The 21,822-nt window shown below is 57.1% G+C and carries 16 protein-coding genes; 10 read left to right on the top strand and 6 right to left on the bottom strand.

Annotation, left to right across the window (positions count from 1 at the left end; translation table 11 throughout):
- Positions 1–92: 92 nt before the first annotated feature.
- Positions 93–1,778, bottom strand: coding sequence for a glutamine--tRNA ligase/YqeY domain fusion protein (locus NCG89_RS00170; protein WP_251087758.1), 1,686 nt, complete (start codon positions 1,776–1,778; stop codon positions 93–95).
- Between the two features lie 183 nt (positions 1,779–1,961).
- Between NCG89_RS00170 and NCG89_RS00165 the strand changes: the two genes are divergently transcribed.
- From NCG89_RS00165 to NCG89_RS00135, 7 genes are all read left to right on the top strand, one after another.
- Positions 1,962–2,456 carry a peptidylprolyl isomerase gene (locus NCG89_RS00165; protein ID WP_251087757.1) on the top strand — a complete coding sequence of 165 codons (495 nt, stop codon included), beginning with the start codon at positions 1,962–1,964 and terminating at the stop codon, positions 2,454–2,456.
- Positions 2,456–3,178, top strand: a complete 723-nt coding sequence (locus NCG89_RS00160) for a UDP-2,3-diacylglucosamine diphosphatase (RefSeq protein ID WP_251087756.1) — start codon at positions 2,456–2,458, stop codon at positions 3,176–3,178. The genes NCG89_RS00165 and NCG89_RS00160 overlap by 1 nt, the downstream gene beginning before the upstream one ends.
- A gap of 520 nt (positions 3,179–3,698) precedes the next feature.
- Positions 3,699–5,108: a CmpA/NrtA family ABC transporter substrate-binding protein gene (locus NCG89_RS00155; protein WP_251087755.1), complete on the top strand. Its 1,410-nt coding sequence runs from the start codon at positions 3,699–3,701 to the stop codon at positions 5,106–5,108.
- Between the two features lie 50 nt (positions 5,109–5,158).
- Entirely contained in the window at positions 5,159–6,178 is a 1,020-nt protein-coding gene (locus NCG89_RS00150; RefSeq protein WP_251087754.1) for an ABC transporter permease, read from the top strand.
- A 9-nt stretch (positions 6,179–6,187) separates the two neighbouring features.
- Positions 6,188–7,045, top strand: coding sequence for an ABC transporter ATP-binding protein (locus NCG89_RS00145; RefSeq protein ID WP_251087753.1), 858 nt, complete (start codon positions 6,188–6,190; stop codon positions 7,043–7,045).
- A 15-nt stretch (positions 7,046–7,060) separates the two neighbouring features.
- Positions 7,061–8,359 carry a CmpA/NrtA family ABC transporter substrate-binding protein gene (locus NCG89_RS00140; RefSeq protein ID WP_251087752.1) on the top strand — a complete coding sequence of 433 codons (1,299 nt, stop codon included), beginning with the start codon at positions 7,061–7,063 and terminating at the stop codon, positions 8,357–8,359.
- 8 nt (positions 8,360–8,367) lie between these two features.
- A complete protein-coding gene (locus NCG89_RS00135) occupies positions 8,368–8,937 on the top strand; it encodes an ANTAR domain-containing response regulator (protein ID WP_251087751.1) in 570 nt (189 codons plus the stop codon).
- A gap of 5 nt (positions 8,938–8,942) precedes the next feature.
- Here NCG89_RS00135 and NCG89_RS00130 read toward each other — a convergent pair whose 3' ends face one another.
- Both NCG89_RS00130 and NCG89_RS00125 read right to left on the bottom strand, forming a co-directional pair.
- Complete coding sequence (locus tag NCG89_RS00130; protein ID WP_251087750.1) at positions 8,943–9,560, bottom strand: MiaE family protein; 618 nt, start codon at positions 9,558–9,560, stop codon at positions 8,943–8,945.
- A gap of 54 nt (positions 9,561–9,614) precedes the next feature.
- The gene (locus NCG89_RS00125) at positions 9,615–10,082 is read right to left on the bottom strand and encodes a DUF1289 domain-containing protein (protein ID WP_251087749.1); all 468 of its coding nucleotides are present in this window, start codon (positions 10,080–10,082) and stop codon (positions 9,615–9,617) included.
- A gap of 243 nt (positions 10,083–10,325) precedes the next feature.
- On the opposite strand from NCG89_RS00125, the gene acnB reads away from it, so the two are divergent.
- A complete protein-coding gene (acnB, locus tag NCG89_RS00120) occupies positions 10,326–12,953 on the top strand; it encodes a bifunctional aconitate hydratase 2/2-methylisocitrate dehydratase (protein WP_251087748.1) in 2,628 nt (875 codons plus the stop codon).
- A gap of 86 nt (positions 12,954–13,039) precedes the next feature.
- Here the strand turns inward: acnB and NCG89_RS00115 are convergent, their stop codons facing one another.
- On the bottom strand, positions 13,040–15,706 hold the full coding sequence (locus NCG89_RS00115) for a metallophosphoesterase (protein WP_251087747.1): 2,667 nt from the start codon (positions 15,704–15,706) through the stop codon (positions 13,040–13,042).
- A gap of 487 nt (positions 15,707–16,193) precedes the next feature.
- On the opposite strand from NCG89_RS00115, the gene NCG89_RS00110 reads away from it, so the two are divergent.
- Positions 16,194–16,478: a YebG family protein gene (locus tag NCG89_RS00110; RefSeq protein ID WP_251087746.1), complete on the top strand. Its 285-nt coding sequence runs from the start codon at positions 16,194–16,196 to the stop codon at positions 16,476–16,478.
- A gap of 249 nt (positions 16,479–16,727) precedes the next feature.
- Positions 16,728–17,561 carry a hypothetical protein gene (locus NCG89_RS00105; RefSeq protein WP_251087745.1) on the top strand — a complete coding sequence of 278 codons (834 nt, stop codon included), beginning with the start codon at positions 16,728–16,730 and terminating at the stop codon, positions 17,559–17,561.
- A gap of 14 nt (positions 17,562–17,575) precedes the next feature.
- On the opposite strand, the gene NCG89_RS00100 is transcribed toward NCG89_RS00105, so the two are convergent.
- On the bottom strand, positions 17,576–20,698 hold the full coding sequence (locus NCG89_RS00100) for an efflux RND transporter permease subunit (protein WP_251087744.1): 3,123 nt from the start codon (positions 20,696–20,698) through the stop codon (positions 17,576–17,578).
- Entirely contained in the window at positions 20,679–21,764 is a 1,086-nt protein-coding gene (locus NCG89_RS00095) for an efflux RND transporter periplasmic adaptor subunit (RefSeq protein WP_251087743.1), read from the bottom strand. The genes NCG89_RS00100 and NCG89_RS00095 overlap by 20 nt, the downstream gene beginning before the upstream one ends.
- Positions 21,765–21,822 lie beyond the last annotated feature (58 nt).

Here is a 21,822-nt window from a genome sequence, read left to right as displayed (position 1 = left end):
CACCCCTATGTATTACTGAGAGAACCGCCGGGCGCTTATGAGTACGCGAGTTGTATTTGCGTTTCCCATCTCACGTCCAGCGTCTCCCGCTTTCAGCCGTTAGACTCAGCCTTACCCCAGCTATCCCGCAGCGCGATGGTGCGGTTAAACACCGGCGCGGCGCTGCTGTGCTCCAGTCGGTCGGCAACAAAATAGCCATTGCGCTCAAACTGGAAGCTTTGCTCCGGCGCCGCATCCGCCAGGCCGGGCTCGATCCAGCAGTTGTCCAGCACCTTCAGGGATTCAGGGTTGACGTGATCCAGAAATTCCTCGCCGCCGCGATCCGGTGCCTCATGGTTAAACAGCCGGTCATACAGTCGAACCTGGGCCCGCTTGCCATGACTGGCTGACACCCAATGGATCACGCCTTTCGGTTTAACGCCATCGGCCGGATCTTCGCCATGGGTGCCGGGATCGTAGCTGCAATGCACTTCCACAACCTTGCCAGCGTCATCTTTCACCACGCTTTCTGCCAGCAGCACATAAGCGTTACGCAGGCGCACTTTTTTACCAAGCACCAGACGTTTGAATTTCTTGTTGGCTTCTTCACGAAAATCGTCAGCCTCGATAAACACCTCGCGGGTGAAAGGCAGCTGACGCTCACCCAGATCATCCCGATTGGGGTGGCCCGGCGCAGACAACCACTCCACTTTGTCTTCCGGGTAATTGGTAATCACCAGTTTCAGGGGCTCCAGCACACACATGGCCCGGGGCGCATTTTTATCCAGATCATCGCGAATGGCATGCTCCAACATGGCCACGTCGACCACACCTTCACTGCGCGCGACCCCCACCATTTCGCAGAAATGGCGCAGGGACCGCGGCGTAAAGCCACGGCGGCGCATCCCGGCAATGGTGGGCATACGCGGATCATCCCAACCATCGACAATATTCTCGTCGACCAGCGCTTTGAGTTTGCGTTTGCTGGTCACCGTGTAATTCAGATTTAACCGGGCAAATTCGTATTGCTTGGGCTCGACGGGCACCGGCAGATTGGCAATAAACCATTCGTACAGGGGCCGGTGATCTTCAAACTCCAGGGTGCAGATTGAGTGGGTGATACCCTCAATCGCGTCGGACTGACCATGGGTAAAATCATAGCTGGGATAAATACACCACTTATCCCCGGTCTGATGATGGTGCTGCTTGCGAATGCGGTAGATCACTGGATCGCGAAGATTGATATTGCCCGAGGACATATCAATTTTCGCCCGCAGCACTTTGCTGCCCTCGTCAAACTCGCCGGCGCGCATTGCTCTGAACAGCGCCAAATTTTCCTCGACGCTGCGGTCGCGGTAAGGGCTGTTCCTGCCGGGCTCGGTCAAGGTGCCGCGATATTCGCGCATCTCTTCTGCGTTGAGCTCACAGACAAAGGCCTTGCCCGCCTGAATCAAATGCTCGGCGTACTCATACAAGGTATCGAAATAGCTAGAGGCATAGCGCACCGGGCCATCCCAGGAAAAGCCCAACCACCGAATGTCTTCTTGGATCGCATCAATGTAGCGCTGCTCTTCTTTGGCCGGATTGGTATCGTCAAAGCGCAGGTGACACTTGCCACCAAATTGCTGGGCAAGGCCAAAATTCAAACAGATCGATTTAGCATGACCCACATGGAGGTAACCATTAGGCTCCGGCGGAAACCGCGTTATCAGCGCCCCCTCGGCCAGACGGCCCTGGGCAATGTCTTCCTTCACCAGGTTGCGCAGGAAATTATTGCCGCTTACGTCTTTTTCACTCATCAAGAAATTCCAAACCACCCCGGATACACGGGGAAATCGAACAACAGCAAGGCGAAGAGCGTCAGCGCGGCGCGCCGGTGTTGGCAGCCTGACTGGCACCAACTCAAAGCCAATTTCGCCGCCGGACCAAAAACCGCGTATTATACCGGCTTTGAATTCCAGTTATAAGCGAGATCAAAGTAAATGGTTATCTTTAAAACAAATTTTGGCGACATCAAGATTGAATTGGACTTTGAGAATGCGCCGAAAACCGCCGAAAACTTCAAGCAGTATGTTATCGACGGCCACTACGATGGCACCATTTTCCACCGCGTCATCAACGGCTTTATGATCCAGGGCGGCGGCTTCGAACCCGGCATGAAGCAGAAAGATACCCGTGACCCCATCGAAAACGAGGCAGATAACGGCCTGAAAAATGAGGTCGGCACCCTGGCAATGGCTCGCACCATGGACCCCCACTCCGCCAGCGCCCAGTTCTTTATCAACGTCAAAAACAACGATTTTCTCAACCACAGCGGCAAGACCATGCAGGGTTGGGGTTATGCGGTTTTCGGCAAAGTGTCCGAGGGCATGGACGTAGTCGAGAAGATCAAAGCCGTGCGCACCACCAGCAAGGCGGGACACCAGGACGTCCCGGCTGAAGACGTGATTATCGAGAAAGCCAGCTGGGAAAGCTGATGCTTCGGCTGTTCATCTCAGACCTGCATCTTGAAGAAGCGCGCCCGGATATTCTCCGGGCGTTTTTTCAATTTCTTCAGGACGACGCCGCCACGGCCGACGAGTTATACATTCTCGGCGACTTCTTTGAAGTGTGGATAGGCGATGACGACCTGCGCCCTTTGGCTGTAGACGTAGCAGAAAAACTGAAAACCTGCGCCGCCGCCGGCACCGACATATTTATCATGCAAGGCAACCGGGACTTCTTGCTGGGCGAGGCGTTCTGCCAGCGCGCCGACGCAACGCTACTTAATGACCCCAGCGTTATCACCCTTGCTGGCGCGCCCTGCTTACTGATGCACGGCGACAGCCTGTGCACTCGGGACGAAAACTATATGACCTTTCGCCGGGAGTCACGCTCCAGCGCCTGGCAGAACAAAGTGCTCAGCCTGCCCCTGGAGGAGCGCCGCGCCCTGGCCCGGCAACTGAGAATGGCCAGCACCGAGGCCAACAGCAACAAAGCCGAGGACATTATGGATGTCACTCCGGCAGAAGTCGTCCGAGAACTGAAAGCGCACCAATGTCTGCGCCTCATTCACGGCCACACCCACCGCCCTGCCCGCCACACTCTCAGCGTCGACGACCAACCAGCAGAGCGGATTGTTTTGGGCGACTGGGATTCGGCAATCTGGTGGCTTCGGGCCGACGATCACGAACTTTCCCTGCTCAACCGGCCTCTTTAGGCTCCCAGCGAAGGCCGATCAGGCCTCGTGCGATCCGCCCAACACCCCCCTTCTCTGCCAGCTCCCGCCCCGGCGCTGCTCACCGGCCTTGGCCTGCCCCAGCCTAACCACCCGCTTTAACGATATTCGCGGTTACCTAAAGGGACCCGGTTTTGGGCGCGCGCACCCTATCTGCGCAATTTTGGAATTCCCAACAAAAATCCATTTGAATAAAAACGAACCGATAAGATGCACTTTTGGTGCACCATTAAAAAGCACCTCGCCTCGCGGCACCCCCCTCGACACCCATCCACAAGCACCACCAAAGAGCACAACAGTTAGCAAACCACATTCGATTTAATCTCTAACATTTTGTTTTAAAACATTTCAAATCTTGTGGCATAGCAATTGCTAAATCCGGTACAGAGCGTTCTGAAGCAACTTCGCCCGGCGTCCCCTCGCCGACCACTGAGAGATTGCGGCCTCCGCCACCGGCGCTGATCACCCGGAGCTGGCCGACCCTAGAACTGGAGTTTTGAACATGTCCTGGTACAAACGCCTGACAAAAGCGTCACCGGTTAAAACAAAGTCAACGTCGCGCCATTTAGTGAAAGTTGCCCTCAGCGCGCTGGCCATTGGCGTCAGCGGTGCCAGCCTGGCAGCAGAGCCCGAGAAAGAGGAGCTGAAATTCGGCTTTATCAAACTCACCGACATGGCCCCTTTGGCTATTGCCTACGAAAAGCAATTCTTTGAAGACGAGGGTTTGTACGTCACCCTCGAGGCCCAGGCAAACTGGAAAGTGCTGCTCGACCGGGTGATCGACGGCCAGCTGGACGGCGCCCATATGCTTGCCGGTCAGCCGCTGGGCGCCACCATTGGTTTCGGCACCCAGGCCCACATCATCACCGCCTTCAGCATGGACTTGAACGGCAATGGCATCACCGTTTCCAACGAGGTGTGGGAACAGATGAAGCCCGGCATCCCCAAGCAGGCTGACGGCAAACCGGTACACCCGATCAAAGCCGACTACCTCAAGCCCGTCGTGGAAAAATACAAAGCCCAGGGCAAGCCCTTCAACATGGGCATGGTATTTCCGGTCTCCACCCACAACTATGAACTGCGCTACTGGCTCGCCGCTGGCGGTATCCACCCCGGCTACTACGCGCCGCTAAAAGGCGATATCAGCGGCCAGATCGACGCCGACGCGCTGCTGTCAGTGACCCCACCACCGCAAATGCCAGCCACGCTGGAAGCCGGCACTATCTACGGTTATTGCGTGGGAGAACCCTGGAACCAGCAAGCCGTATTCAAAGGGATCGGCGTACCGGTCATCACGGACTACGAGATCTGGAAAGACAACCCGGAGAAGGTATTCGGCGTCAGCAAGGAATGGGCAGACAAGTACCCCCAAACCCACATTGCTGTAGTCAAAGCGATGATTCGCGCAGCCAAATGGCTGGATGACAACAACAATGCCAATCGCCCCGAGGCAGTAAAAATCCTGAGTCAGTCCAACTATGTGGGCGCCGACTACGAGGTTATTGCCAACTCCATGACCGGCACCTTCGAGTATGAGAAAGGCGACAAGCGCGAAGTACCCGACTTTAACGTGTTCTTCCGCTACAACGCGACCTACCCCTACTACTCCGACGCCGTCTGGTACCTGACCCAAATGCGCCGCTGGGGCCAGATCCCCGAGCACAAGCCGGACAGCTGGTACATGGATATCGCCAAGAAGGTTTACCGCCCCGACATTTACGCCGCAGCCGCCAAAGAGCTGATTGCTGAAGGCAAAATGGCAGCCAGCGACTTCCCTGATTTCGCCAAAGAGACTGGCTTCAAGCCACCGCAAACCGAGTTTATCGACAACATCACCTATGACGGCAGCAAGCCGAACGAGTACCTGTCGAAGTTTGCGATTGGCCTGAAACCTGCAGACACACTGAAGTAAGTACCACGCGATGCCCGGTCTAGCGGCCGGGCATCGCCCTGGAGACAGTCATGTTTAAACAAAATACCATGCGCTACCTCAGCCTGGCCGGCTTTAGCTGGATGATTCCGGTGTTCAAACTCGCCACCGGCGAGAATCCCCGGGAACAGGGCCAGGAAATCTTGCGCCAAATTGGCCTGCCCGTGCTGGCGGTGCTGATTTTTCTTGCCATCTGGTCGACCCTAGCCGCCCGGGTAGATACCAGTCTGGGCACTTTTCCCGGCCCCGCTGCAGTTTACAGCGCGGCACAGGGCCTGGTGGCAGAACACAAGGCCGAACGCGAAAAGGCCGATGCCTTCTACCAACGCCAGGTGGAACGCAATGAAAAGAAACTCGCCAAAAACCCAGACGCTGAAGTCAAAATCCGGGAATACACCGGCAAGGCGACCTTTATCGATCAGATTTTCACCAGCCTGAAAACCGTCTTTACCGGCTTTGTTGTAGCCTCCCTCATCGCTATTCCGATTGGCGTCGCCTGCGGCCTGAGCCCCCTGCTGAACGCCGCCATCGCCCCGCTGATTCAGATTTTCAAGCCGGTGTCGCCGCTGGCCTGGCTGCCCTTGGTGACGATGGTCGTCAGTGCGGTCTACGTGAGCGATGACCCGCTGTTTGCCAAATCCTTTGTCAACTCTGCCATTACCGTCACCCTGTGCTGCATGTGGCCGACCCTGATCAACACTGCCGTTGGCGTGGCCAGCATCGACAAGGACCTGATCAACGTCGGCCGGGTTATTCGCCTCGGCTGGGTTACCCGGGTGCGTAAAATCGCCATTCCTGCCTCGCTGCCGATGATCTTTACTGGGCTGCGCATTTCTCTGGGCATTGGCTGGATGGTACTGATTGCCGCCGAGATGCTGGCCCAAAACCCGGGGCTGGGAAAATTCGTCTGGGACGAATTCCAGAACGGCAGCTCCGAATCCCTCGCCCGTATCATGGTGGCGGTCATCACCATTGGCTTTATCGGCTTTCTGCTCGATTCGCTGATGCAAACCCTTCACAAAGTTATCGCCCGCGGCGAAGCCAACAGCTGAGGAATTATCATGTCTCACTACCTCGATATCTCTCAGGTCGGCATTGAATTCCCGACCAAAAATGGCCCCTTCCGCGCCTTGGACGGAGTTGACCTTAAAATCGCCAAGGGCGAGTTTATCTCGCTGATCGGGCACTCGGGCTGTGGCAAATCCACCGTGTTGAATATCGTTGCCGGACTGTACCGGGCCACCGAGGGCGCCGTGGTGCTCGAGTCCAAAGAAGTGAATGATCCTGGCCCGGATCGTGCAGTAGTGTTTCAAAATCACTCCCTGTTTCCCTGGCTGACCGTTTATGAAAATGTGGAGCTTGCGGTGAAGCAGGTGTTTAAAGGGCGCAAAAGCAAGGCCGAAATGCGGGAGTGGATTGAGCATAACCTGGAACTCGTGCATATGACCCACGCGACTCATAAACTACCCGCCGAGATTTCCGGCGGCATGAAGCAGCGGGTGGGTATCGCCAGAGCCCTGGCCATGGAACCCAAGGTACTGTTGATGGACGAGCCCTTCGGCGCCCTGGATGCGTTGACTCGGGCCCACCTGCAGGACGCCCTGATGGAGATTCAGGCCGAGTTGAACAACACCGTGATCCTGATTACCCACGATGTGGACGAGGCCGTCTTGTTGTCCGACCGGATTGTGATGATGAGCAACGGGCCCGCAGCCAAGATTGGCGAGATTCTGCATGTTGATCTGCCCCGTCCGCGGGATCGCCTGACCCTGGCAGACAACCCGGACTACAACCACTATCGTGCAGAGGTCTTGACCTTCCTGCACCGAAAACAAGCAAAACCCGACGTGCCTGCAACAAAAAAAAAGCCGGCACTGATTGAAACGCCCCCCGCCCTCAAAAAGGTGGTGGGCGGCTAATGGAGTCATTGAGACATGAGCGGTAAACACAATAATAAGTTTGCTGATTTAGAAAAAACCGAGGTCAAGCTGGGCTTTATCCCGCTGACCGACTGCGCACCGCTGGTGATTGCCCAGGAAAAGGGCTACTTCGCCGCCGAAGGTCTCAGCGTTACCCTGTCCCGGGAATCTTCCTGGGCGGGGATTCGCGACAAGGTCGGGCTCGGCATTCTCGACGGCGCACAGATGATCGCCTCCATGCCGGTGGCATCACGCTTGGGCGTTTCCAGCCCCAAGCTGGACTTTGTCAGCGCGATGGTGCTGGACCTTAACGGTAACGCCATTACCGTGAACAACCATCTTTATGATCGCATGTACGCCATCGACCCCCGGGTAGAATTCAGCCCGCTGGTCGCCGCGCAGGCGCTGCAGTGCGTGATTGAGGAAGACAAGCGCGCACGCAAGCCCAAACTCCGCTTCGGTATTGTGTACCCCTGCTCAACCCAAAGTTTTGAGCTGCGCTACTGGCTGGCCAGCTCCGGTATCGATCCCGACAACGACGTCGACATTGTGGTCATCCCGCCACCGCGGATGGTAACGGCAATGAACGATGGCGAGATTCAAGGCTTCAGCGTCGGTGAACCTTGGAACACCCTGGCCGTGCAACAGCAATTGGGTCACGTGGTGGCCACCAAATATCAGCTTTGGAACAACAGCCCAGAGAAGGTGTTTGCCGTCACCGAAAGCTGGGCCGAGGATCACCCCTTTACCCATCAGGCGATATTGCGGGCCCTGCTCAAGGCCTGCATCTGGCTGGACAAAAAGGAAAACCGCAAGGCCGCCGCCCGGATTCTCAGTCAGGCCGCCTACATCGCCCTGCCCACCGACACCGTGGCCATGTCACTCAACGGTCTTTCCCTGAAGCACTTCGGCAAAGAGCCCGAGAAAGTGCCAGATTTCCATGTATTCCACCGCTACTCGGCCAACTTCCCCTGGCTCAATCACCCGGAATGGTTTATCTCCCAGATGTATCGCTGGGGGCAGCTCACTGTGCCTATCGATATCGAAAAAACCGTGCGCCTGGTGTTCAAGCCCGCCGAGTATCGTATCGCCGCCGCCGCGATTGGCCTGGACTGCCCGACCATTGACCGCAAAACCGAGGGCAATCTGCACGAGAAAATGGTCCTGCCCAAGTCCCAGCACCTGGGGCCCAATCAATTTCTGGATGGGCAGGTCATTACCGTTGGCGGTATCATTCGCTACCTTGAGCAACAGAACTTCTCCCAGGCAGACATTCCTGCTCTGCGGCTGATTAACACCAAAAAAGAGGCGTAAATAATAAGGTGCGAGTTTTACTGGTTGATATCGACGACAGTCGGGCGAATAAGCTTGAACCCATTGTGAGCTGGGCTGGTATGGAGTTGGTAAACCATCGCAGTACCGACAGCGATATTTATCAGGCCATGGAAGAGCTGCACCCAGAGATCATTCTGATCGACACCAATTCCAGCAAACGCGACGCCCTGGAGCATTTGGCCCACCGCAGCCGCCACGGGGCTCGGACCATCATCACCCTGGGTGCCAAGCAATCTGAAGGGATTAACCGACTCGCCGCGGAGGCAGGCATCAGCATTTATGCCATCGACGCCGTTCCGGCGAGCCTGCTGCAGTCGTTGATCGATATTACCCTGAGTTACTTTCACAGCATCGATCGACTCAGGGCAGAGGTAGCCGCCATGCAGCCCATTATTCAGGAGCGTCAGTACCTGAATAGGGCCCGGCAGTTCATTATGAAGACCTATGGTTTGGCCGAGGATCAGGCCCAGGATCTGCTGGCAAAGAATGCCGACCGGCAAAAGCGCGACGTTGCCGAACTCGCCAAGCAACTGATCGAGACCGGCTCCTTCGTCTGAGCCGCTTATGCGGCGACTGGCGGCCCGCTGTGAAAACGAAATACCTCATCGGGCGATTCAATCAAGTCCTGCTCCCGCTCACGAAAAAAAGCGACTCGATTGTCGATGGGCTCAGCAGAATAACGCTGGGCCAGGGTGAGGTAATCCTTGAAATGGCGACTCTCCGACTTGAGGAGCGAGGTGTAAAACTTGGCCAGCTCCGCATCCAGATGGGGCGCAATGCGGGCAAAGCGTTCACAGCTGCGCGCCTCAATTAATGCACCACAAATCAGAATATCCACCAATTTGCCCGGATCACTGCTGCGTGCGCCCTTGCGCAAGCCATCGGCATAGCGCGCTGACGACAGGTGCCGGTAGGCAACCCCCCGCTTCTTCATAATCGCCAACACCTGCTCGAAGTGGCGCAATTCCTCCCGTGCCAGCCGGGACATTTTGCTGAGCAAATCCACTTTGTCGACGTAGCGGAACATCAGATTTAACGCCGTGCCTGCGGCTTTCTTCTCGCAGTTGGCGTGATCAATGAGCAGTTCCTCAGGGTGAGCGAGGGCCGCTTGCACCCAGGCATCGGGTGTTGCGCAGGGAAGAAATTCAAGAATGTCGGTGAGATCAATATCTGCGGGCATATCGGTGGTCGGCTATCAATTCAAGCGCGGAGTATACCAAAGCCTGCCCGGCGATTAGCCTTCCCGCTGACGATAACGGCCAAAATAGCGCTCGTAGTAAGCCTGAGATAGCTCAAAGTATTCCCGGTCAATGGCCTCGCGCAGGCTGACCAGGCTTTGGGCCTGCCAGGCGGGATCCACCGTAAAGCCGTATTTCCGGGTATTTTTTATTTGCCCGGCACCCGCGCGCAGCAACTGAAACAGCCAGATATAGGGGCTCTTATCTTTTGGGTAACGCACCCCCTGCACACCCAGCTGCCAGGCGAGCAGTTCGGCATTCACAATATGCAGTTTGGTCTCCATGACCTGCACCAGAAAACGGTCCAGCCGCTGGTCGATGATCGCCTTCTGGCCAACACTGTACCCATTCCAGTGAATCACCTCGTGGCAAAAGCGTTTGCAGCCCCGGCACACATCATCGCCAATACCGGTGGAACAGACACCAATACAGGGGGTGGGCACGCGGCGAATCGACTCAGCCAAGGTAATCTCCGGAAAACAAAAACAGCGAGCGAGAAAGAGTAAGCGACAGGGCCTGTACCCGGCAAGGGCCGCCGCCAACAGCGGCATGGGCTGCGACGAAGAACGCGGTAATCACTTAACCTCAATAGGGTTTTTCAGTATACTTCCCAGCCTTATTTTCAGATCGATGATGGGCATCGATAGCCCCGACCTCCGGCGATCCCGGCGGCTTACGGGTAATGAAACACACGAGAGGAGTCCAAAGTGCTAGAAGCCTACCGCAAGCATGTCGAAGAGCGCGCCGCTCAGGGCATCGTCCCCAAACCCCTTACCGCCGAACAAGTTGCAGGCCTGATCGATCTTCTGAAAAACCCGCCTGCCGGGGAAGAGGCAACGCTGGTCGATTTGATCTCCAATCGCGTTCCGCCGGGTGTCGACGAGGCCGCCTACGTCAAAGCCGGTTTTCTCTCCGCCATTGTTAAAGGCGAAGCCAGCTCTCCGCTGATCAGCAAGGAAGAAGCAGTTAAACTGCTGGGCAACATGCACGGTGGCTACAACATCGCCACGCTGGTCGAGCTGCTCGACGACGCGTCGCTGGCCGCCCTGGCCGCCGAAGAGCTCAAGCACACCCTGCTGATGTTCGATGCCTTCCACGATGTGGAAGAAAAAGCCAAAGCGGGCAACGAGCACGCCAAAGCGGTGATGCAAAGCTGGGCTGACGGCGAGTGGTTCACCAAGCGTGACGAGGTGCCCGAGAGCATTGTTAAAACCGTTTTCAAAGTCACCGGCGAAACCAATACTGATGACCTCTCCCCCGCGCCCGATGCCTGGTCGCGCCCCGACATCCCGCTACACGCCCTGGCCATGTACAAAATGGCCCGTGACGGTATTACCCCCGACGAGCCCGGCCAGGTTGGCCCGCTGAAGCAAATCGAAGAGCTGCAGAAAAAAGGCCACCCCATCGCCATGGTGGGTGACGTTGTCGGCACAGGTTCTTCTCGTAAGTCTGCCACCAACTCGGTGCTGTGGTTCTTCGGTGATGACATCCCCGGCGTACCTAACAAGCGCGGCGGCGGTGTGTGCATTGGCGGCAAAGTGGCCCCCATCTTCTACAACACCATGGAAGATGCCGGCGCCCTGGTATTTGAAGCCGATGTCGACAACCTGAACATGGGCGATGTAATTGAAATCCGCCCCTACGATGGTGTCATCAAAAACGTAGAAACCGGCGAAACCCTGAGCACCTTTGAACTGAAATCCCAGGTGCTGCTGGACGAAGTTCGCGCCGGCGGCCGGATCAACCTGATCATCGGTCGTGGCCTGACCAGCAAGGCCCGTGAGTCGCTGGGGCTGCCCCCCTCCGACCTGTTCCGTCAGCCCGCGCAGCCAGAAGACACCGGCAAAGGCTTCACCCTGGCCCAGAAAATGGTTGGCCGCGCCTGCGGTCTGCCCGAAGGTCAAGGTGTGCGCCCCGGCACCTACTGCGAGCCCAAGATGACCACCGTTGGCTCCCAGGACACTACTGGCCCAATGACCCGTGACGAGCTGAAAGACCTGGCTTGCCTGGGCTTCTCTGCCGACCTGACCATGCAATCTTTCTGTCACACGGCGGCCTACCCCAAGCCCGTGGACATCGACACCCAGCACACCCTGCCCGACTTCATCATGACCCGTGGCGGTGTATCTCTGCGTCCCGGTGACGGCATCATCCACAGCTGGCTGAACCGCATGCTGCTGCCCGACACCGTGGGCACCGGCGGCGACTCCCACACCCGTTTCCCCATGGGTATTTCCTTCCCCGCCGGCTCCGGTCTGGTGGCCTTCGCTGCGGCAACTGGTGTCATGCCACTGGATATGCCAGAGTCAGTACTGGTGCGTTTCAAAGGTGAAATGCAGCCCGGTATCACCCTGCGCGATCTGGTTCACGCCATTCCTTACCAAGCCATCAAAGACGGTCACCTGACCGTTGAGAAGAAAGGCAAGAAGAACATCTTCTCTGGCCGTATTCTGGAAATCGAAGGTCTGGAAGGTCTGACCGTTGAGCAGGCCTTTGAGCTGTCTGACGCCTCCGCCGAACGCTCTGCCGCGGGCTGTACCATCAAGCAAGGTGTGGCAGAAATCTCTGAGTACCTGCGTTCCAACATCACCCTGCTGCGCTGGATGATCAGCGAAGGCTATGGTGACAAGCGCACCCTGGAGCGCCGCGCTGCGAAAATGGAAGAGTGGCTGGCCAACCCCACCCTGCTGGAAGGCGATGCCGATGCCGAGTACGCGGCCATCATCGAGATCGATCTGGATCAGCTGAAAGAGCCCGTGGTGTGCTGCCCCAACGATCCAGACGATGCCAAGCTGCTGTCTGAAGTGGCTGGCGACAAAGTTGACGAAGTGTTTATCGGTAGCTGCATGACCAACATCGGTCACTTCCGCGCCGCCGGTAAATTGCTGGCCAGCCACAAGGGCAACCTGTCCACCCGTCTGTGGCTGTCGCCACCGACCAAGATGGACCAGCACACCCTGATGGAAGAAGGCTACTACAACATCTTTGGCGCCGCCGGCGCACGGATGGAAATGCCCGGCTGCTCGCTGTGTATGGGTAACCAGGCACGAGTCGCTGACGGCGCCACCGTCCTGTCTACCTCCACGCGTAACTTCCCCAACCGTCTGGGCACCGGCGCTAACGTTTACCTGACCTCGGCCGAACTGGCCGCGGTTGGCGCCATTGTTGGCAAACTGCCTACCCCGGCTGAGTACCTGGAATACTGTAAAGATCTGAAGAGCATGTCAGCGGAAATCTACCGCTACATGAACTTCGATCAGATCGAGTCCTTCCAGAAAGGCGCTGAGAAAGGCAAGCAAATCGCCGCGGTAGAAATTACCGAGGTCGCGGTGTAAGCCAGCGCAACACTTGATGATAAAGCCGCCTTCGGGCGGCTTTTTTGTGACTGAAGAGATTTCAGACCCGCGCTATACGGCGAGTTTCAATGCGTATCTGTGCGAAGGTGGCGCAGAATTCTGGTCTGAACGCTCTCAGCGTCCTCCCCAGGGTTCAGTAATCGCGAGGGCCCAGCCAAAGCTGCAACCTCCCTGTCACTATAAGGTCTGGCGGCAAATAGAAGGGCATTGAGGTAGCCTATTTCGGTTTCATTATTGTTGTCGGTCAACAATAATGCCGTCTGCTCAAGTGCCCATCTCACATCGATATCGCCATCGCGCTTGCTGCCGATCAGCTTGCCATTGTGGAAAACCTTCAAGCTGCCATTGGGCTCTCCGGCATAAAATACGAGGCCGATCCGATGCCATGTGTCGGGAGGAAAGTCGCCAGAATACGAGCTACCCGAGGTCGCGATCCCTATTCCACCCGAAATCTCATTTTCGAAAAATATATCCGCGTCGTCGTCATTCTCGTTATTGGTCTGTAAAAAAGCACGCCAGGCGTTATCACTTTCCTGTGGCCAGTAGATATCAAAGACCAGGGTATAGTCCGATAACCTGTTAATATCGGCATAGTCCCCATTGGGAAGGGCATTGGTTTTCAGCTGAATTCCCTGCCGGGGACCATACGCTGCAAATTCCAGCACGCCAGACTCGCCATCGGGCAGCGGAGCAATATCAAAATCTGCACTCTTCCCCGCTCGTGTCTCACTCGCACTAGCATTGCTCCCGTCGGGATCAAAGTAGGATAACTCTGCGCCCCCCTCCTTCACCCCAAGCGGATCGGCACTGCTGTCAAATTGCCATACCGTGGTTTTTTCGTCGTCTTCGCAGGCATTAAGCCGTTTATCAGAATCCAGGTGCAAGCACTCTGCCGTGCGGTGCCTGGCGTAGACATCGAGACTCTGCCACGCCTCGGACAGGAAGGTCGCATCACGCGCTGCCAGATCGGGAAAAAACTGCGAGAGGTTTTGCGCTGGCCCTTTTTGCAAAACCAGTTTCAGCGCGAATTCGGAATCCGGATTATCCTTTTCAACAACGCGCCATTGAGCCTGAGCCTGCTGCATTTGCAGGAGCTCTTCCCGAGTCACCTCAATAGAATAAAAACTGGTAAAACCGGGAGTATCAGAAGGTTGCCGTTCTACGGAAATAGCCCGATGAAAGTCCTCTTGAGTCAAGGTGCCTGGCAACCAACGATCTGCCTCATTGACCGTATTGGGTGCCAGCATGACCGCATCGGCATTGTGGTGGTACATGGCCGCCCGCGCCGCCAGATCCACAATATCATTTCCCACCGGGAAGTTTTCAGATAACGCAATTTCAAGGCGGGCATCGGGCGCATAGCGAGCCATGATTGCGTTTATCCCCACGGCAACCTCATCATCCACGCCTGCAATGCTTCTAACATCGATGTTCTGAATATCATGGGAGGCTATCTGACGATTATTCAGCAAGTATTGCAGCCGGATATCGGTCAGCCCATCGGCATAAAAATCCGGCTGAATCACCAGGCGACTACCCTCCAACTCAACGGCACTGACACCTTGATGAGAGTGGCCGCCTAATGCCAGGTCGATGCCCGGATTATCCTGCAAGAGACGGGTGTCCAAGGTACGACCAAGATGGCTCAGCATCACCAGAACATCGACTTGATCGCGATACTGATACACCGCCCCAGCGGCGATCTGCTGCCAGTGCCAGTTCATTTCAACATCGGGCAGAAAATCTGGAATTGGCGCGTCTTCCAAGGGCTCATCCAACTCGTTCCAGGGCACGGAGGTCATCCCAAAAAAGCCAACCTTGAGGCAGCCAACCTGAAGAGCAACAAAGTCGCGACCCGCATAGCCCTCATCCTCGCCGCGATAAAGGCTGTTGCTGGACAAAACCAAGGCCTGAGGGTCGTTGGTATGTGCCAACAACTGGTCACTCCCCCAGGCAAAGTCGTGGTTACCAACCACTCTGACGTCAAAGGCCATCAGCCTGGTCACCTCTACAGTTGCGGCCCCTTCGGAGTTAATTTCAGCCACGCTGCCTTTTTCAAAGTCGTCCCCACCATTGGTAAAAATAGTGTAAGGCGACTCCAGTGCCGCCTGATCACGGTAGTACTTGATTCGGCTGAAGAGCTGGTCGGCGGTACCGTAACGCGCATGCAGATCGGCAACATGGACAAAGCGCAACTCTTGTTGGGCCTCCTCTGCCTGGCAATCAGGCCCGATAGCGCCATCGACCACCAGAGGCTCCAGCTCGACTACAGCGTAACGGCCAAGCTCTGTGATGCTCGCCTCAACAGCCCCCGACTCCACTACAGAGCTCAGCAGGGGGCGCCATCCTTTCGCCTCTTGCCGTGCAATCACCAGGCGACGATCAGCCCCAAACTGCTCAGGTAGAACCATTCTCAAACGTGAGGGTGTTCGAAGTTGAGTGTTGACTGGCGCCAGGGTAATCGCTGTTGAGAAAGCACTTTCCTGCGCATCCGTTACGCTGACCTGCAACTCAAGTTCTTCAAGCAGCGCGTACTCATCCAGAACGAGCTCTCCCTGGCCGTCAGCAAAAACCACGCTACGCTCCAAACCCGGGGAGACAACAAAACGCTCCGGGCCATTCTTTGACCCCGAGCTGCCACCGCCACCACAAGAAATAAAAATGACCGACAGCGACAAAATCGCGAGTAACTTCAGGTGGTACTGCGTCAGCAAGCTGACAGTGGCATTCATGGGCGCTGACTCCTGAGAACTAATACAAAGCGCCTTGCACTGCGCTTTAATTCCTACGTTATGTGAACTAGATCACAAAAATGCAACAATCACAAATCCCAGCCGCAGCACTACCCGAACACTTCAACGTCGACCGGGAGATGGCGCGAAGGGAACCTTGCGCCGGGTCAGCAGGAAGGACACGTGTCCAAAATTATGTTCATAGCAAAGCGTCAATACACAGCAGTTAATGAACAAGGCAGCCTGAGGCACCAAGCCTGAAGACCGAAGCCGTCAGGATAAGCGTGGTTACTTACAGGTTTTCAGAACCACCCGATAGCAGGGTTTCGAATGGGAAGTGCTAAATTTCAGCGCAAGCTGTCGTTAAAAATTTTGCAGCTGCGGAGCACTGGCCGCCTTCCCTGCGTCACCCTTGCACAACGCCGCAAACCGATATACTGTACACACATACAGTATATAAAACTCACTAAACCGACGAGGTGAAACCATGGCAGTTGTGGCCAAGTGGATGTGTGACAGGGATAACACCATGTTTGATAGCAAAAAAGAAGCCGACGAATACGACAAAATGCTGGAGCTGGGCGAGAAATTCAGTCAGCTGTTGCTGCAGCAGATTCCGGGAGTAGATGAAGCCAAGGCCGAAGAATTTGGCATTCTGCTGGCCAAGAATAAAGACCTGGTCGCCCAGGCATGCAAAGGCAAAACCGAGGCGCTGGAAGAGTTGCTCAGCCCCCAGGCCGACAACGTCCGGCCGCTGGCCAAGGAAGCCTAAGCGCCTTACAGACCACCATGGTTGGCAATTGGCAGGCGGCCGCGCCTGCCAACACCTCTATTCAGCACTTTGCTAATGCCCTGACTCCCCGGTTGTTTGGCAGCCAATTCGCCACCGCCACGGATCTGCCGCTCCGGCCTCAACACTCCTCCCCTCTGCTCGCAACGATCTTTTTACAGCTTCAATTGATATTGAAATCAATTATAATTTAATCTCGCCACGTTAGCTCACTCGAATAAGGAAAACACTATGGGTCGTATGCCACCAGAGGTTCTCGCCCACGAACTAAACCTTGCCTGGCAACATGTTTTTACCTGGGGCAGTTGGGCCATTGTGCTGATTATGGTCGTGATTGCGATTCGCATGGGCAAAAGGCAAGGCACCCCCTTTTATCTGCTCGCCATTATTGCTGCCGGGGTGGGTGCCTATATAGAACCCCTCTACGACGTTGCCTTTGATCTTTGGTTTTACGACGTTCACAACGGCCAGCCCGGGGCCATGTTCTCCCACTTCACCGCCTTCGGCATCGTGCAGCCCAACTGGACTCACAGTGGCTACATCATTCTCTATGCCACAGCATGCCTTTATGCCGGTCGCGCCCTATACGAAGGCCGGGTGACCCCGAAATTACTCGGCCTTATCTGGCTTGCCGAAATCACCGCATCCTGCGTTTTCGAGGTCATCGGCACCGGCGTGGATGTATACACCTACTACGGTCCCTATGTGCTGAGAATCTGGAACTACCCACTGGTGATTGGCGTATTGGAAGGCACTCAGGTCATTATCTTTACCCTGGCCGCCACCTATTTCTGGCGCAACGTGCAAAGCAAATGGGGACTGTTGGGGCTGTTGCTGATTTTCCCGGTTACCATGATGGGCGCCAACGCGGGGCTGGGCGCTCCCATTATTGTCGCGCTGCATCTTGACGACCCCAGTGCCAGCACCGGCATTATTTGGGTCGCTACTTTGTTTACCATCGCCCTGTGCGCGATCGCGGTATACGGTCTCAGCAAGATGCTGCCCCAAGGGCCCGCCCTGGTAGCGCAGACCAATCGGACGACAGTAAACCCTGTCACCACCTGAGGAGCAAATTCACCTCATCGCTGAGTCGATGGCTGCCCGCCTGGCAGCGGCGCTGACGGCGGCGCTCCCGCCGTGCTGCTGCAGGCCTTGTCCTGCAGTAATTGCAATACATAGGGGCGCCGCAGCACCAGGAAGGCGGCGGGCACAAAGTACAGCGACAGCAAGGTGGTGAGCAGCGTTCCCCCCGCCAATACGATCGCAAAGGGTGGCCAAAATCCGCCAATCGAAAGAATCAGGGGAATCAACCCCGCCACCGTAGTCACCGTGGTCGAGCCGATATGCCGGGTCAGCGCGCTGACCGTTTCGACAATCTCCGCCCGATTGCCCGCCATTGCCAAGGGCGAGTGGCGCAGCTCGGTGAGAATGACAATTCCGGCGTTTACCGCCAACCCCATTAGCCCCATCAGGCCAACAATGGCCGTAAAACCAAAGGGGTAACCGCTGACCCACAGACTGAACATACCCAGACCCGCCGACTGAAAGGCCACCACAAACACCAGCGCCGCCAGGCGAAAGGAGTTGAAGGCCATCAGCACGGTAACCAGCATCAACACACCGATAATCCCCAAACTCCCCAGCAGTTTACCAACTGCCTCATTACGGGCCTCGGAATCACCGCCCACCTCCAGATCAAAACCGGCAGGCAAGGTCAGATTGGCATCGGCGATTCGCTGGCGAACACGCTCAAGTACCACCGCGGGCAGCACCCCATCGCGCAGATGAATTTCAATGGTATTCACCCGGCGCCCATCCCGGCGGGTAATCAATGCCTGAGTGGGACTCACGCTGATATCGGCCAATGACGCCAGCGGCCGTGCGCCGGTTTCCAGTGCCAGCGGCATCGACATCAGCAGATCGACACTGGCCCCTTTCAGCCCCTTCCCCGACACCCGCACCGGCACCTGCTCGGTGGATTCCAACACGCTGCCACTGACCACGCCGTCGATGCTGGCGGCCAGAATATGGGACAGATCTTTTAGTTGAACACCGCTGCGCTGGGAGGCGGCCTCGTTCATTTGCAGCCACACCTTCGGCACACTTTCCGCCATGGAACTGCGCACCGCCAGCACGTCGTCAGTGGTCAGGGCCAGTTGCCGGACCTGATCACCAATTCGTTTAAGTTGGGTCAGATTGTCACCGTATAGCCGCAGCTCGACTGGCGCGTTTACCGGCGGCCCCTGCTCCAGGCGACGTACTAAAATCTGATAGCCGGGAAACTGGTCGCTCAGTTCTTTCTGTAACTGGCTGACCAAGCGTCCCGCCGCCCGAAAATCGGTGGCCGTCAGCATCGCCTGGGCATACTGAGGCGAGCCGTCGCGGTTATCCCGCAGGTTGTAATAAAATGGTGGCGCGTTGCGACCGACAAACCAATTCAACGCCGCCACCTCAGGGTGGGGCTGAATGGCCTGACTAATCTCCTCAGTCGCCTTCAGAGTGTTGGCAATACTGCTTCCGGCGGGCATAAACAGCTCAATATTGATCATGTCCCGATCGGCCGGGGGAAAGAACTGCTCCTTCAGCGTAGAGCCCAACATAAAGCCAGCCACCGGCAACAGACAGATCACCAGCATCACCCGCCGCGGCCGCAGCAACACCCAGGCGAGACTGGCACGAAACCATTGATCGCCCCTTGGAAAAGCGATGCCGCCGCGCTGCTCCTTGCTCAACCACCGCCCGGCAATGGGCGCGATTAAAAACAGCGAGATGATCCAGGAGCCGATCAGCGAGAAAATCACTGCCAGCGCGATCGGCCCAATAAACTCTCCAGACGGCCCGGGCATGAGTGCCAGAGGCATAAAGGTCAGTACCGTGGTCAGGGTCGAGCCCAGCAGCGGCACCCACAAATGCCGCAAAGTACGTCCGGCGGCGGCGACCGCTGAAAAGCCCTCGCCCCGGTAACGGCGCACGGTGTCAGCCACCACGATGGCGTTGTCGACCATAATCCCCAGGGCAACGATCAACCCGGTCACCGACATTTGGTGAATGGGCTGGCCAACAAAATGCATCACCGCCAGCGAAAACAGCATGGTCAGGGGCAGCGAACTGGCGACCACCACCGCTGACCGCCAACCGAGGGTAAACAACAGAATGACAAAGATCAGGCCGAAGCCCATAGCAATATTGCCAATCAGCTCCGCCAATCGCGCGTCGGTATAACGCTCCTGAACAAAGAGCTCTTCCAGCTCAATTTCAGCCGGCAACTCGGCCCGAAAGGCCTCGGCGACCTCGCGCATTCGCGCTGTCCACAAGTCTCCCCGGTAGCTGGGCAACATCCTCGCCGCCACCGCAACACCCCGTTGTCCGCCAATGATCGCGACATCCGCAGGCGCATCGGCTTCGCCCCTGTAGACATCGGCGATATCCTGAAGCTGCAGGGTACCGCCCTCGGGCAAACTCAGCAGGGGTACCTGACGCACCCGCTCAACCTGATTAAACCCCCCACGAATCTCAATGGATTGACGACTGCGATCGCCGCTGAGCTCTCCCGCCGATACCTTGGCATCGCTGCTGCCAACCAGCGCCGCGACTCTGGGCACATCGAGGTTCACCGCCGCGGCCTTGACGGTATCGACCTTCACCTGAATCTCTTCGTCGGCACCGCCGCGCAGGGTGACCAGATCGGTACCCGACACGCCGCGCAGACGGCTCGCCAGCTCGCGCCCGTAACGACTCAGGCGCAAGACATCGGTATTGTCAGCATCCCGCCAACGCAATCCGGCAATCCAGGTAAAAGCGTAGTTGCGATCGTTATCCACTCGCGGGCGGCCAGTGCCCGGCGGCAAACTGCCCTCCACTTCGCCCACTTTATCCCGGAGCTCTGCCCACACCAGGTCGGTATGCGCCGCGTCGACGTTGTCTTTCAGCTCCACCACAATGGCAGAGACGCCGGGCCGAGCATTGCCGCTGATGTGTTTCACTTCGGGCATTTGCCGAATCGCCGTTTCCAGCGGCTCGGTGACCAGGGCTTCCACCCGCTCTGCACTTGCGCCCGGGAACGGAACCACCACAATGGCGGCCCGATTGGCAAAATGGGGGTCCTCCAGGCGGGGCAGATTTTTTAACGCGACCAGGCCGGCAACAATAATCAGGGCTATCGCCAGGCCAATGTAGCGGGGATTACTCAGCGCGCGCGACATTGCCACTCTCCACCGTCGCCAGCCTCACCTTTTGACCCGGCGCCAATCGGTGCACACCTTCGGTGACCACCTGCTGGCCTGACTTCAGTTCACCCCAAACAAACACCCGGCCGCGGTAATGGTAGAGCGCCTCGACAGAGTGCTTCACCACCACATAGGCATCGCCATCGGCATGCAGCCCATAAACCGCCCAGGTCCCGCGCATATCCTCCAGCAAGGCCTCTTCCGGCAACCAAAAGCCAGCGCGTTGACGGTGCTCAGGCACAAAGATATACGCGGTATTACCATCGACCGCGCCAGAATCCGCCGGCAACGCCACCCGAATCAGGCGGGTTTGCGTGCGCCAGTCCAGGGTATTGGCCACCGACATCAACGTCGCCTGGGCTTCACCAAAATCACCAAACACCGTCATGGCCTGGCCAATGCGCAAGTCGCCACCCAAGCGGTCCGCAATGCCGAATACAGCCTCGTTCTGGCCGGTCTGAACCAGTTGCATCGCCAGCTGGCCGGGTGCGACAACCACGCCCTCTTCCACCCGCAGGTTGGCCACTTCGCCCGCAAAAGGCGCGCGCAAATAGGATTTCTCCAGGCGCAAGGCAATTCCCTGCAGCTCCGCTTCCAGTTGAGAGAGGCGCGCCTGCCCCGCACTGACCTGGGTCGCCAGTTCATCCAGCTGGCCTTCGGAGACATAGGACTTTTCCCGCAGGGCGCGATAGCGGCTCAAGTCCCGTTGCAGCTGGTCCAGACGACTCGACTGCTCCTGGCGCTGGGCGTCGAGACGCCGTTTTTCAATCTCCAGACTGCGCCGATCCAGCTCGGCCAATATCTGCCCCGCGCCAACGTGATCGCCATCGTCCACCCGCACCTTGCCGACCGTGCCTGCCAGTTCAAAGCCCAGGTCCGCTCGCTGCTCGCCGACCACCCTACCAGCGAAAACCCGCTTCACCTGGTAACTGTCTTGATGCTGCACCGCCTGCGTTACCACGGGGTGCAAGTCCGCGCCGAGCGCCAAGCCCGGCAGCATCATGCCCAAACCAAAGAGGCGCAGTAAGGAAAGTGTTTTCATGGTGGAACCAATAATAGACCGATCAGTCCAGAATATAGATAAACCAAACTGGACTGTC

The organism is Spongiibacter taiwanensis (genome assembly GCF_023702635.1).
GTDB classification, from domain to species: domain Bacteria; phylum Pseudomonadota; class Gammaproteobacteria; order Pseudomonadales; family Spongiibacteraceae; genus Spongiibacter; species Spongiibacter taiwanensis.
Note: the sequence above shows the minus strand (reverse complement) of the source record. Positions and strands in the feature narration are given on the sequence as shown.